The sequence below is a fragment of the Streptomyces sp. NBC_01267 genome (genome assembly GCF_036241575.1).
Classification (GTDB): domain Bacteria; phylum Actinomycetota; class Actinomycetes; order Streptomycetales; family Streptomycetaceae; genus Streptomyces.
The window spans coordinates 7,289,519-7,301,811 of sequence record NZ_CP108455.1 but is presented as its reverse complement, the minus strand read 5'-3'; the positions used below and the strand labels follow the sequence as shown (position 1 = coordinate 7,301,811).

Here is a 12,293-nt window from a genome sequence, read left to right as displayed (position 1 = left end):
GACCGACGCTGCGGCGCAGCCCGGCCCGGCTCCCGGGGCCGCGATGGGCGCCGAACAACTACCGCACCGCCGACAACAGGAAGCCGCGACGCATCCGCGCGAGCTGCCGGCTGCGCGGCGCGAAGGCGACAACCTCGGGGGGGGCGGATCGAGCAGCACGAGACCGGCCACCAGATCCGGCCGACGCCTGGCCGCGGTCGCGACCAGCAACTCCGCCCCGGCCAGCCCTCCGCCCGCCCCCGCCACCAGCACAGCAGGGAATCCGCGACTCGTCCGTCCCGTCCATCCCGTCGCATCGGCCCTCCGCGCAGGTATTCGAAAACCGATCACCCTCAGCATTCGCCCCCCACCCACTCGAAGCACAGAAAGGACTTTCCAACAATGCGATGTCAATCAGTTAAATCTTTCCTCACTCTTAATGATTAAAGAGCGAACTTCAGATCCGTGTCCCGTGAGATGCTGCGGCGGCATTGCAATGCGACGGACCTGGCGGTGCCGGGCATTCGCAAACCGATATCGAGGACGGAAAATGGAAATTCTTCGAGGAACACCGAACGCGCCCGAGCGGAGCGCCGCGGAGTGACCGTCGCCCTGGACCAGACCCTGTTCCACCAGACCGGTACCGGCCTGTCCGTGCCGTTCGCCATCGCCGGAACCGGGATGCACCTGCCGCCGACGGTCGTCACCAATCAGGAGCTCACCCGCACCCTGGACACCAGCGACGAATGGATCACCAGCCGCACCGGTATCCGCGAACGCCGCCGTCTGGCCCCGCGTCTGGCGACCTCCGACATGTGCGTCGCCGCCGCCCAACCGGCCCTGGACGCAGCCGGCATCGAGCCCGCGCGTCTGGACGCGGTCATCGTCGCCACCTATACCTGGGACCAGCCGCTCGTGTCGACCGCGCTGATCGTGAAAGACGCCCTCGGTGCCCACCGCGCTCTGTCCTTGGACGTCACCCAAGCCGCCTGCGCCTCCGGCATCCAGGCCATGCTGATCGCCGCCCACCTCCTGCAGAACCCCTCCATCACCACCATCCTGCTCCTCGCGGCCGACTGCGCTTCCAGGATCACCGATCCCACCGACCGCACCACAGGTGTCTTCTTCGGGGACGCCGCAGCAGCCGTCGTCCTCACCCGTGCCGACACCCCTGGAGCAGGCCTGCTCTCCTACAACCTGGGCTCCCAGCTCTCCTACGACGTCCAGATCCCCGCGGGAGGCTCCCGGCTGCCCGCCAGCACCGCCACCGTCGCCGCCGGAGACCACTACCTGTCCATGGACGGCCGCGCCGTCTGGAACGCTGCAACCACACGCCTGCCCGAGAGCATCATGAGCGCCACCCACCGCGCCGGTGTGCCGGTCGACCAGGTCCGGCACTTCTTCCTGCACCAGGCCAACTTGAACATCCTCACGGAGACCATGGCCGCCCTGGGCGTTCCCCGTGAGCGTGCACCCATCACCATCGACCGACTGGGCAACACCGGATCGGCCGGCCTGTTCACCGCACTGCACACCACCATCGCCGAGGGCTCCCTGCTCCCGGGAGACACCTACGTACTGTCCGGAATCGGCGCAGGCTTCCAGTGGGGAACCCTCTGCCTCCGGCACGCCTGACCGATCCACAGAACTGATAGGCACCCAGGTGGGTTGTCGAACCCCGTCGATCCCGGACGAGGCGAGCCTCCGGAATGCGAACACCCGGGCACAGGAAACGCATCATGTTTCGCGGTCGTTGCCCGTCCCATGTCGCGTCTCTGCTCCGTCCGTTCACGGACGGGTGAACTCCCGGTGATTCCTGACGCACCCGCTGCCGCGAGCACCAGCATGGGCGGCATGACCACCACACACTCCCGGGCCGAACGGGTCGCCCAGGCCCGGGCGACCGAAGCTCAGCTCACTGCCGACGGAATCGACGGGGTAGTGTTCGGCTGGGTCGACAACGCCGGGCTCACCCGGGTGAAGTCCGTCCCGCTCACCCAACTCGAACACGCCGCCGGGTACGGTGTCGGCGCCGTACCGTGCTTCGACGTCTCCCTGGTGGACGACTCCTTCACCACCGCACCTTCGAGTACCGGCCCGATGGGCGACCTGCGGCTCGTCCCCGACCTCGACAGGCTCACCCCGCTCGCCGCACAGCCCGGTTGGGCCTGGGCTCCGGCCGACCGCTATGCCCAGGACGGCACCCCGCATCCCGGCTGCCAGCGTGGCTTCGCCCGCCGGGTCACCGAGGCGGTCGAGCGGCGCGGGCTCTCGGTGCGAGCCGGGATCGAGATCGAGTGGGTGGTGGCAGACGCCGCCGGAGACCCCGCAACAGCCGGGCCCGGGTTCGGGATGACCCGCTTCATCGAGCACTCCGACTACCTTCGGGATGTGCTGCGCGCCCTCACCAAGCAGGGGTTGGCCGTGCTGCAGCTCCACCCCGAGTACGCCGCCGGGCAGTTCGAGGTCTCGGTCGCCGCCGAGGGGCCGGTCGAGGCGGCCGACACCACGATGCTGGTACGCCACACCATCCGGGCCGTCTCCGCCCGGCACGGCCTGCGGGTCTCGTACTCGCCCGTCTTCACCGAGGGCTCGCTCGGCAACGGCGGTCACCTGCACCTCAGCCTCTGGCGACAGGGCCAGAACCTCGGACACGGCGGCCCCGGCCGTCACGGACTGCACCCCGACGCCGAGCAGTTCCTCGCGGGCGTACTGGCCGAGTTGCCCGCCCTGCTCGCTCTCGGCGCGCCCAGCGCCGCCTCCTACCTGCGTCTGGTCCCCTCCCGCTTTGCTGGAGCTTACCGATGCTGGGGCCTGGAGAACCGTGAGGCAGCGCTGCGCCTGATCGCCGGCTCCACCGCCGGGCAGGCCAACGCCGAGTTCAAGTGCTTCGACGCCGCCGCCAACCCCTACCTGGAGATCGGTGGCGTGCTGGCCGCCGGACTCGCCGGTCTCGACGCCGGCCTGCCCCTGCCTCCCGAGACCCGGAGCGACCCCGCCGCTCTCGGCAGCGCCGAGCGCCTCCCTGCGAGCCTGTCGGAGACGACCGACGCGTACGAGAAGTCCGCACTGCTGCGGCAGGCACTCGGCCCCGAACTGTACGAGGCCGTGCTGTCCGTCCGGCGGGCGGAGGCAGAGCTGTTCGCGACGCACACGGATGCGGAGGTCATCGAGGCTGTCCGTTGGAGGTACTGACGGGGCATCATTGTCGCTCTCCAGCTCGCGGGCGCTGATCACCGCGACGGTGGTCGCTCGTCGCGCGTGGTGGACAACGAGGCCCGCTCGGTGTCCGACAACTCGTGCGCTCGGCTCGCTGCCAGGGGACTCCCCCCTGGCAGTGAGCCGGCCAACCAGTCCGCAGGCATTGCGCCGGGTGTCTGCCACGCACTCAGTCCCGTGTCAGCCCGACAGATGGCCCGGCGCACCTGGCTCCCACGGTGCACCTGTGCGGGGAGTAACCGGGAGCCGAGGTGGTGTACTGGAATCCGAGCATGAAGGACAGTGCCCGATGGCCAGTTGGGAGCGGCGGAACACATCGGGGACGGGGAGCATCCGCATCAGCCTACTTCGGCTCCGGATGAGGACTCGAGAGCCGGATCGGTGACAGCGTGTTCCAGCGGCTTCGCCATGTAGACCGCCTCGGCACCGTAGCTCGCGGGCAACCCGATCTCGGGCCGGGCGCGGTAGCCCAGCGTGGTCCACAGCACCTGTGAGCCGTGCACGGCTACCAGAGAGAGCGTCCGGTACCGGGCCGCACGCCCCGTCTCCTCCAGGTGCTGTTGCATCAGGCCGGCCAAGCCCCGACCACGTGCCCGCTCGGCGATCACCAGGTCGTGGAGGTGCAGGTTGCTCCCCTGTGCCGCGCGTTCCTCGGCCAGGCTCAGGTCCGGGCAGCGGAAGAGTGGGTACGGCAGTGCGAGCAGGTAGCCGCCGAAGCCGCCCGCGTCCTCCAGCACGAAACAGGTCGAGGGCGAGGCACGGTGCCGGGAGCGCAGTGCTGCCTCTCCCTCGGACAGGCCGCTCGCCGCGTAGGCGCGTTCCTCCAGCACGACCACCTCATCCCAGTCCTCCTCCCGGAGCAACCGGAGCCGGGTGCCGGTCATGTGCCGCCTCCGTCCGGAGCCGGGCCACCGATGCAGGTGTACGGCAGCGGTGCGAAGCCGTTGAATCCCTGGGTGGTGTAGGCGGCGGCGTACGCACCGCAGGAGTGGACCCAGACCGGGTCGCCGGAGACGATCGTGCGCGGAACCCGCACCATGCCGTCCTGCGCGTACGCGTCGTCGCTGTCGCAGGTCGGGCCGGCAACCACGGCGTTGACGAACTGCCCCCCGGGGCGGGTGGGAAACTCCAGCCGGTACTGCAACTGGTCCATCTCGTAGAGCCCGTTGAACTTTCCGCAGCTGAGGTAGAGCCAGTTCTCACGGATGCCGTCGAGCCGATGGCGGGAGGTGAGCCGGGCGACGTGGGCACGGATCGCACCGTGGTCAGCGACGAGGTGGCGGCCGGGCTCCAGCAGGAAGTCCAGCGGGGCGGCGTTGACGGCGCGCAGCCGTTCCACACCTTCGCGGATCACCGTGAGCATCTTGTCCAGCGGCGGTTCCAGCGGCCGGCCACGCCGGTCGAGGACGCTGAGCGCGGGCAGACCACCACCGAGGTTGATCCGGTCCGGAACGATGCCGTGCCAGTTGAGTGTCTCCAGCAGAGCGGCCAGCGTCTCGATCGCCTCGCCCCATGCTTCGGCTGTCATCTGCTGGGAGCCGACATGTACCGACAGGCCGGAGGGCACCAGCCCGGCGGCCCGGGCGGCACCGAGCACCCGCAGGGCATCCTCGGGCGAGCAGCCGAACTTGTGGCTCAGGCCCCACAGCGCACCATCGCCGGTGGTCGCGATCCGACAGAACACCCGTGAGCCGGGCGCGTGTTCGGCGATCGCGGCGACGTCCTCCCGGCTGTCAGTGGCAAAGTCACGCACGCCCAGCCGATAGGCCTCGGCGATGTTGCGGTCGGACTTGACGGTGTTGCCGTAGTGGATCAGTTCGGGGGCTACCCCGGTGCGCAGCGCCTGGGCGATCTCCTGCGGGCTGGCCGCGTCGAAGCCGGAACCGAGCCGGGCGAGATGGTCGAGCACCTCGTCCACCGGGCATGCTTTCATCGCGAACCGAATAGCAGCACCCGGCAGTTCGGCGCACAGGGCTGCGTACTGGCGACCGATGCCGTCCAGGTCGTAGATGATGGCGTCCTCGGCGGCGGCGGCGAGCGCGTCACGCAGGGCGGAATGGTCGTGCCGGCCGAAGAATGGCGCGGTGGACGCGTGCACGGTGGCCGACGCGGTCAGGGTGCGGTGGCCGGTTCTGCCACGGTCGGCCGTCCGGCGCTGTTCGGCGATCTGACATATGTCGGTGGCCTGAGGCCTCACGTGTGAACTCCCCATCCAACTTGATGATCGATGCCAAGGACTTCCCGGCACCCGAGAGATGAACGAGGCAGTACAAAGCTTGGTTATGACATCGGACATGGATTTCCTCTTCGCCACACTCTGTGCGGTTATGGCGCCTTCGTCTGCTGTGCACCCTGTACGGCCGACGAGTGCCAGACCGTGATCCTCGAAGAGCGCACCCGTAGCGAGGCGAGGACCTGCCCCAGAAGGAGCGGGTGATCTGGCTTCGACCATCGGGGGCTTCGCTGACGGCGGCCGAAGGTCGGGCCAGGACCTCGGCTTAGACCAACTTGCCAGGGCATGGACGGCGGGGGCAGGAGGCCGCGGCCACCCAGGGCACAGACCTCGGCCGCCGCATACCCGCTCGGGTAAAGGGCATGGAAGAGCCCCAGGTCACGGCAAGTGAGTCCTGGGGCTGATCCGAGCCTCCTTCGGGATTCGAACCCGAGACCTACGCCTATTGACCCTCGACGCCGTGACACCCGGTCCAACAAGTGCCGTTCAGTCCACTCACGCATCACTCACGCAATCGCGGCCACTTCCGACAGCGTGCAGCTCGTCCTGGTCGAGCGAGCCCATCGCCCCGCCGCCCGGCGGCGAGCACGATCGGCGGCGGTCCTTGGCCGTGCACGACGGCCGGGTGCAGTTGCTGTTCGACCCGCCAGGGGGGTCGGCGGCTGTTCATGAACGGCTTGCACCCGTCCCGGCGTGACGACGACGCCGGCGCCGAGCGAAGCCGCGCGAGCGCACACAGCCGGCCGGTCACGGCACGGGGTCGAGGGCCGAGCCGGCGATCAGGCGCCGCAAGGGACTCACGTTCCGCGCAGCGTTTCCTCACGACTCCGGCCGACCGCTGTACCGTGCGGCGGCGGCCCGGTCGTGCTCCGGATGACCAGTTCAGGGTCGAAGAGGAGTTCGCCGGTGGGTACGTCGCGACCGCTGACCAGCGACAGGACGCTCCGGCCGACCTCGAGAGCGAGTCGTTCACCCGGCTGGCGAACGGTCGTCAGCGGAGGGTCGACGAATTCGGTGATCATGGAGCCGTCGTATCCGACGACGGAGACGTCGTGGGGCACCGTGTACCCCTGACGGCGAATCCCCCGGATCGCGCCCAACGCCATGTAGTCACTGGCGGCGACGATGGCGGTGGCACCGAGTTGAAGCAGCGCCTGTGCTGCCGCCTGACCGCCCTCGACCGAGTAGGACTGCCGCATCACCCAGCTTTCGGCATCCTTGCTCCCCCGCTGCTCCATCGCATCGAGGAACCCCCGCACTCTCCGGTCGGCCGGGTGGTTGCCCAGCGGACCGGAGGCCATGCCGATGGCACGGTGGCCGAGCCGGTACAGATGATCGACGGCCAGCTCGGCGGCCAGGGCGTCATCGGTGGAGTAGACGGGGGCCGGCACCTTGTCGGCGAACCCCCCGTTGATACCGAGGTAAGGGATGCGCCTGGCGCGCAGCATCCCGTACGCCTCGGTGTCGGCGCCTTCCACCGTGTTGGAGGAGGAGAGGTACACCACCGCGGCGATGCCTTTGTCGATGATCGACGCGATGAAGTCCCGTTCCTGGACGCCACCGGGAAAGGCGGGGCAGAGCACCGTCTTGAGGCCGTGGGGCGCGAGGAACGCCTCGATGCGCTCGGCGAGATCGGCGAAGAAGGGGTTGGAGACATGCTCGGTGATCACTGCGACGAGCTGTCCCTCCACCACGCGCTCGTAGCCGAGTTCCGTCATGGCCGCCTCGACCGCGTCCCTGGTTTTCTTCGCCACTCCCTGGCGACGGTTGATGACCCGGCTGACTGTCGCCTCGCTCACTCCCGCACGGGCCGCGATCTCAACGATGCCGACCTTCATTCTCTCCCTCTCCCGTGACAGGTCACGAGGTCTTCGTCAGCAGAGCCAGACCCATCGTCGGGACCGGAATGCTGTGCAGGCCGGGTACGAGCGACATCTGGGTCCGCTCGATGATACGTCCGTCCGGACCGCGGACATCGACCTCCACCTGTGCTCCCGTGTCCTGCACATCGACGACTACACGGTTCGCGGCCGTGGCGTTGACCAGGACTGTTTCCCGGTGGGTGGCGGGCAGCACGGAAACGGCACGTTCGTCGTGCACGGACAGCACGATCACGCCGTCGGACTCCGACCGGACCAGCGTGTAGAGGCCGTCGGGACGCCCGGGTTCGACTGTCCCGTCGAGCAACTGGGGGCGCAGTCGGCGCCATTGGCCCAGCCAGAAGCGGACCGCGTCAGCCTGCTCCGCGCTGAGTGCGTCGAGGCGGACGGAGACCTGCGGCACCGCGTGCAAGGCGCCGATGAGCTGCCGCGCAGCCGCCTCGACCGGGCCGGAGGTGTCCCACATCAGAGGGTCGGAGTGGACGACACCTCCTACGGCCAGCAGGGAGGTGTCGATCGTGCGGACGCGGTTGGCCGTGGAGTCGGCCGGGCAGTCGAAGGACCTGAGCATGTTGCCGAAAGCCGCCATGCCGGGGCCGACGTAGGGCTGGCGCAACTCCAGCAGCAGGTCGGTGCGTTCGGTGAGCAGCGCGTCGCGCAGTTCGGTGAGCAGGAGCAGCAGGGCCTGCCCGACGTCACCGCGCCCATCGCCGGCGTAGACCATGGCCTCGTTCAGGAAGTCGACCTTGAGGCCGTCCAGGCCGTAGTCACGCACCAGACGCAGGCATGTGCGGACGACGTGGGTACGCACTTCCGGGTGGCGGGGATCGAGGACATGGGCTCCGGGCACACCGGAGTCGGCGGGGGCGAACGGGGCCCATGTCTCGTGGCACTCCGCCTGGGGGCCCAGGAGCAGGGGTGCGACCCAGATCATGTAGCGCAGTCCACTGCGGCGTACGCGTGCGACATGGCCGGCGAAGTCGGGGAACGTGTCGGTGTCCGGGGTCCAGTCCCCCGCTCCCGCATAGCCGCGGCCGGTGCCGAAACGCTGCCAGCCGTCGTCCACGATCAGTGTGCCGAAGCCCATGTCCACGGCGAGTTCGGCCTGCCGCTCGACCTGGGCCGCGTCGATCTGCTGGTTGAAGGCGTACCAGGTGCAGTACAAGGGCAGCCGGGCCGCCTCCGGAACGGGCAGGGGCGCCGGCATCTCCGTCGTGTACCAATCGCGCAGCACGCTCATGGCCGATGCCACCGACGGGCTGCGGGGCACGAAGAGGAAGCGGTGCGGTGCGGCGGAAGGCGGAAGCTGGAGGTGCACCACGTGGGTGTCGTTCTCCTCGGACACTCCGAAGCGCAGCGCGACGTCCGGCACCGGATCGGCGGCGGCGAAGGTGAGGAGGGTGGCGCCGGTGTAGTCGTAGAGGCACCCGGCGGCCAGCCCGTCGATGAGGCTGACCTTGGACCGTCCTTCCCAGTCGGCGACCAGGGTGCGGCTCCAGTTGGCCTTGGGGTGCCAGTATCCGGCGGTGTCACCGAGAGGGACCGACAGCCGTACCTCGACCGCGGTGTCAGGGGCTTCGATCTGCAGCATGCGCAGGCCGCCGGGGACCTCGGACAGGGTCCAGGCGGGTTCCGCGCCGTCGGCGACAACCGCCATCTCCACCGTGTCGAGCAGCGGCACGAAGGGGGCCGGGGCCAGTTCGGCTGTGGTGACGGCCTCGGAGGACAGGGTGCTCACATTCACTCCTTGACGGCTCCGGCGAGCAGGCCGGAGACGAAGTGGCGTTGAAGGGCCAGGAAGACGAGTGCCATGGGGATGGCGGCGATGGCGGTTCCGGTGAGGATGGCGCCGTAGTCGGTGTCGTTCACTCCCTGCAGCGCGGAGAGTGCGACGGGGATCGTGAAGGAGGCGTTGTCGCGGAGGACGATCAGCGGCCAGATGAAGTCGTTCCACTGGAAGAGGAAGAGGAAGATGGCCAGGGCGGCCAGGGATGGCTTCATGGGCGGCAGGACGACCCGCAGGAAGAGCCGGAACTCTCCGCAGCCGTCCATTCGTCCCGAGTCGAGGAGTTCGTCGGGGAGAGCGGCCATCGACTGGCGCATCAGGAAGATCCCGAAGGGCAGTGCCAGGTTGGGCATGATCACGGCCTGGTAGGTGTTGAGCCACTCCCACTCCGCCATCATCTTGAACAGCGGGACCAGGGTGACCTGACTGGGGATGACCAGTCCCAGCATCAGCAGACCGAACATCCAGTTGCTGCCCTTGAAGCGGTACTTGGCGAAGGCGTAACCGGCCAAGGTGCACACGAGGCCCGCACAGACGGTGTAGATGACCGCGATGAGCAGAGAGTTGAGCACGACCTGCCCGAAGGATGCCGTCTCCTGGAGGCTGGAGAGGTTCTCACCCAAGTGGTCACCGGGCACCAGCGGTGGCGGCGAGCCGAAGATCTCGGCGGAGCTGTGGGTGCTGGCGATGACGAGCCAGTAGAAGGGAATGAGCACGGCGGCAAGGGCTATCGCGAGCCCCGAAGTGAGCAGGATGCTGTTGCCTGCGGAACGGCGCCGGGCACGGGCCCTCAAGGGCAGGACGGCACCACTGGAGGGTTGCTTCATGACTTGTCTCCCAGGACCCGGAACTGGATCAGGCCGAGCACTCCGATGAGCACGGCGAGCACGTAGGCGATGGCCGAGGCGTAGCCGAAGTCGAAGTAGGTGAAGGCATTCTGGTACAGGTACACGCCGATGGTGAGCGTGGCGTTGTCCGGACCGCCTCCGGTCAGGATGAACGGCTCGTCGAAGATCTGCAGGGTGCCGATGGTGGAGAGCACCGTGGTCAGCAGGATCGCCGGCCTCAGCCCCGGGAGCGTCACGTGACGGAAGGACTTCCACGCACCCGCGCCGTCGACCGAGGCGGCATCGTAGAGCTCACCCGGGATCGTCTGCAGTCTCGCGAGCAGAATGACCGCGTTGTAGCCGGTGTAGTGCCAGGTCAGTACCAGGCCGAGGGAGATCTGCGCCCACAGCGGGTCGGTGAGCCATGGAACCTCGCCTATGCCGACGTTCGACAGCAGCCAATTGACCAGCCCGTACTGCTGGTTGAGAAGTACGGAGAAGATGACCCCGTAGGCGACGAGGCCGGTGACCATCGGCAGGAAGAATCCGAGACGGAAGATCGCACGCGCCCGCAGGAAGGCGGAGTTGAGTGCGACGGCCAGGCCGGTGGAGAGGGCAAGCATCACCGGCACCTGGATCAACAGGATGGTTCCTGTGTTCTTCAGGGCGGTCCAGAAGAGCGGATCGCGGAACAGGCGCCCGTAGTTGTCGAAGCCGACATAGGTGTCGACCCCGTCGACCGACTTGAAGAGGCTGAGGACGAAGGACCAGCCGATGGGGTAGAGCTTGAACACGGCGAACAGAAGCGCGGCGGGAAACACGAAGGCGTACGGCGCGAGACGGCGCGCGGTCAGACGCGACCGTGGCCTCGGCCCCTTTCCCTGCGGTGCCGGCGCGGGACGTGTCTTGGTGACGGTCGTGGTCATCGGGCCACCTTGCGTGCGGTCTGCGCGGCGAGCTGGTCGGCGGCTCCGCGCAGTTCGGTGGCCGGGTCGGCCCCTCGGAGCAGAACCCTGGTCTGTGCGTCGGTGACCGCCTTGAGCGCCCGCGCGTAGTCGGACGTGTAGTTGAAGGCCGGGGAGTCGGCATTGAGGGCCTTGAGGAAGACCTCGCCCTTGTGCTGACCGCTGAAGAATTTCGACGGTTGATGGAAGACGGGGTCCTCGTACGCCCCCATCAGGGCCGGCGCGATGCCCTTGGCCTTGTAGATCTGGACCTGGGACTGCGGACGGGTGAGGACGAACTCGACGAACTTCCAGGCCGCGGCCTGATGGTGGCTGGTGCCCGAGATGGCGAGGTGGGTGGAGTTCACGGTGGCGGCGTTGGTGCCGCCGCGCCGAACAGCCGGCGGAAGGCGCACACGCCAGAGCCCGGCCTGGTCCGGAACGCTGTCCTCGATGACACCGCCGAACCAGGTCGGCCAGGGCAGTACCGCAGCAGTGCCACTCTTGATCGAGGTGATCAGGGCGTTCCACCCACCGGAGATGTCGTTCACCAAGCCGGCATCGTTCATCTTCTTGATGAGCGTCATGGCTCTGACGGCTTCGGGCGAGCTGACCATGATGTCGCCGTCGAGATTGAAGTACATGGTGCCCTGCAACTGGAGCAGCAGTTGGAAGAGGTTCGCCGAGTCCTGTTGAGAGGCGGGCTTGTCGATACCGAGCAGGTACTTGCCGGTCTTCTTCTTGATCTTCAAGCCCGCCTCGACGACGTCGTCCCAGGTGTCGAGCGCGTCCGCGTCCACACCGGCGTCCTCGAAGACGTCGGCACGGTAGTAGAAGCCTCCCGAATTGGCCTCCCAGGGCAGGGCGTCAACGCGCGAGCCATCCCGTGAGACCGTCCCCCACAGACCGTCGGCGAAGGCTGTCCGGTACTTCCCGGCGCCGAGTCGGCTGAGGTCCGCGAGCTGCCCGGGGAATCGGTCCGTGTACGCGGGAAGGTAGTCGACGCCGATGTGCAGGACGTCCGCGAGCCCAGCGCCGTTCGCCGCCATCGAGGTAGTGATCTTGTCCCAGATGGCCGGATTGCCGATGTCCTGGACCGTGACCTCGATGCCCGGGTACAGCTTGTTGAACTTCGGCACCAGCGCCCGCATCTCAGCGGCCGGCCCTGCCCAGCTCCATACCGTGATGTCACCTTTCGCGGGGTTCCCGGCCGAGCCGGACCTCGCGCCGGACGAGCAACCGGTCAGCCCGCCCAACCCGGCACTCGCGGCGAGAGCCCCGCCAAGCCCCATCACTCTGCGACGACTCACGTTCATGCGCGACCACCTCTGTATGCGGCTCGAACACCCACTCCTCACGACAGAAGAGCGGCCGACGTAGGGAAGTTAGCCATGCGCCACATACGCTTGCAAGACATCTATGAAA

Annotated in this window: 9 protein-coding genes; 2 read left to right on the top strand and 7 right to left on the bottom strand. The window is 68.1% G+C overall.

From position 1 onward, the window contains the following. Positions 1-579 precede the first annotated feature (579 nt). Positions 580-1,614, top strand: a complete 1,035-nt coding sequence (locus tag OG709_RS32645; protein WP_329168711.1) for a 3-oxoacyl-ACP synthase III family protein — start codon at positions 580-582, stop codon at positions 1,612-1,614. Between the two features lie 219 nt (positions 1,615-1,833). Continuing rightward, positions 1,834-3,174 (top strand): glutamine synthetase family protein, encoded by a 1,341-nt coding sequence (locus OG709_RS32640; protein ID WP_329168710.1) that lies wholly within the window; start codon positions 1,834-1,836, stop codon positions 3,172-3,174. A 362-nt stretch (positions 3,175-3,536) separates the two neighbouring features. Here OG709_RS32640 and OG709_RS32635 read toward each other — a convergent pair whose 3' ends face one another. The 7 genes from OG709_RS32635 to OG709_RS32605 form a co-directional block, all read right to left on the bottom strand. After that, positions 3,537-4,082, bottom strand: a complete 546-nt coding sequence (locus OG709_RS32635; protein ID WP_329168708.1) for a GNAT family N-acetyltransferase — start codon at positions 4,080-4,082, stop codon at positions 3,537-3,539. After that, positions 4,079-5,296, bottom strand: coding sequence for a type III PLP-dependent enzyme (locus OG709_RS32630; protein WP_329169251.1), 1,218 nt, complete (start codon positions 5,294-5,296; stop codon positions 4,079-4,081). The genes OG709_RS32635 and OG709_RS32630 overlap by 4 nt, the downstream gene beginning before the upstream one ends. 932 nt (positions 5,297-6,228) lie before the next feature. Next, positions 6,229-7,269: a LacI family DNA-binding transcriptional regulator gene (locus tag OG709_RS32625; protein WP_329168706.1), complete on the bottom strand. Its 1,041-nt coding sequence runs from the start codon at positions 7,267-7,269 to the stop codon at positions 6,229-6,231. Between the two features lie 22 nt (positions 7,270-7,291). Continuing rightward, complete coding sequence (locus OG709_RS32620; protein WP_329168704.1) at positions 7,292-9,049, bottom strand: glycoside hydrolase family 36 protein; 1,758 nt, start codon at positions 9,047-9,049, stop codon at positions 7,292-7,294. A gap of 2 nt (positions 9,050-9,051) precedes the next feature. After that, positions 9,052-9,924, bottom strand: coding sequence for a carbohydrate ABC transporter permease (locus tag OG709_RS32615; protein WP_250303123.1), 873 nt, complete (start codon positions 9,922-9,924; stop codon positions 9,052-9,054). Continuing rightward, positions 9,921-10,850, bottom strand: a complete 930-nt coding sequence (locus tag OG709_RS32610; protein ID WP_250303122.1) for a carbohydrate ABC transporter permease — start codon at positions 10,848-10,850, stop codon at positions 9,921-9,923. Before OG709_RS32610 ends, OG709_RS32615 begins: the two co-directional genes overlap by 4 nt. Continuing rightward, positions 10,847-12,184 (bottom strand): ABC transporter substrate-binding protein, encoded by a 1,338-nt coding sequence (locus OG709_RS32605; RefSeq protein ID WP_329168702.1) that lies wholly within the window; start codon positions 12,182-12,184, stop codon positions 10,847-10,849. Before OG709_RS32605 ends, OG709_RS32610 begins: the two co-directional genes overlap by 4 nt. Positions 12,185-12,293: the final 109 nt, after the last annotated feature.